The organism is Arthrobacter sp. P1_D4 (assembly GCF_056406115.1).
In genome coordinates this window covers 1-1,237 of the sequence record NZ_JBFUAU010000043.1, presented here as the reverse complement: position 1 = coordinate 1,237, position 1,237 = coordinate 1, and the positions used below count along the sequence as shown (strand labels likewise).

Genomic DNA, 1,237 nt, shown 5'->3' with positions numbered 1-1,237 from the left:
AACGCGTTCCAGCGCCATCACGGCCACGGCACCGGCGTCTTCGGCGATGCGGGCCTGCTCGGCGTTGACGACGTCCATGATGACGCCGCCCTTGAGCATCTCAGCCATGCCGCGCTTGACGCGGCTGCTGCCCGTGACGTTCTTCGCGGTTGCGGGCTGGAACGGGGTATCAAGCATGTGTGTTTCCTTGGCTGGTGGTGGCGGAGAGTTCCGTCGACGAAGCGGCGACGGTACCGGGTAACTCGTCAAAACAATTGAAGCTGTAGAGATGAATGCCATCGACGACAGGCTGGGCGGTCAGCTCGTTGATGAGAGTGCCGGGCGAGTAGCGTTCGCCGCTCAGGAGGCGGCGGGCGAGCGGTCGTTTCCCGCTAAGGAACCGCAGGGACGTTCCGACGCCGATCTTCGTTGCCAGTGCAATCAGCCTGGTTCTTTGGACGGACCCGGCAACCCCGGCCAGGACCGGAAGCATGACTCCCTCGCGGCGCAGCATCGCCGTGTAGCTATGGATACTGTCGGCCGAGAAGCACATCTGCGTGACGACGTTGGAGGCAAGTTCCTGCTTGGCCAACAATGATTCGAGCAGCTGCCGCGGGCCGATGCCGGGATGACCCTCCGGATACCCGGCGACCCCAACGGCCATCTGGCCGCCGCTGATTTCGGCGATCTCGCGCAGCAGCTCGCCGCCATTGGCGAAGGGACCCGCGGGCTGCGGGGCGTCACCGCCAACCGCGAACACTTCCGAGATGCCGTACCCAGCGCATTCCCGGATGATACGGGCCAGCTGGGTGCTATCCGCCAGGCTGCGAGCCGCGATGTGCGGGACCACGGTGTAGCCGAGCAGACTGAGCTGGGCGGCCGTGCGCATGGTCCGCCCGGTTCCGTGGTGAGGCAGACACGTGATGGTGAGTGTCGTGGTCAGCGGCACTGCCGACTGGATCTTTTTGACGATTCCCTCGGAAGGAATGATTTCAAGTCGTATGGGAAACATCTCTGGTCCTCCGTCGATGTCAGGCGCCGGCTTGGGCGCCGAGCAGCGAGCTGGCTTCCTGGCGGGTGCTTCCGGAGCTTTCGATGTGGGCGAGTTCGGCCGGGATTTCCCAGCCTTTCTTGCGCATCGCGGTGGCCCAGAGCCGGCCGGCGCGGTAGGAGGAACGCACCAGGGGCCCGGACATGACGCCCAGGAAGCCGATCTCGTCGGCTTCGTGCTGCAGGTCCACGAATTCCTGCGGCTTGA

The 1,237-nt window shown here is 64.8% G+C and carries 1 protein-coding gene and 2 pseudogenes; all 3 read right to left on the bottom strand.

All coding sequences use genetic code 11. The features are described from left to right. A pseudogene (locus AC1D0A_RS21905) lies at window positions 1–177 on the bottom strand (pyridoxal 5'-phosphate synthase lyase subunit PdxS); the annotation flags it as partial. Further along, a complete protein-coding gene (locus AC1D0A_RS21900) occupies window positions 170–991 on the bottom strand; it encodes a methylenetetrahydrofolate reductase (RefSeq protein ID WP_243182217.1) in 822 nt (273 codons plus the stop codon). The pseudogene AC1D0A_RS21905 and the gene AC1D0A_RS21900, both read right to left, overlap by 8 nt. A gap of 19 nt (window positions 992–1,010) precedes the next feature. Next, window positions 1,011–1,237 (bottom strand): annotated as a pseudogene (locus tag AC1D0A_RS21895) (lipoyl synthase); the annotation flags it as partial.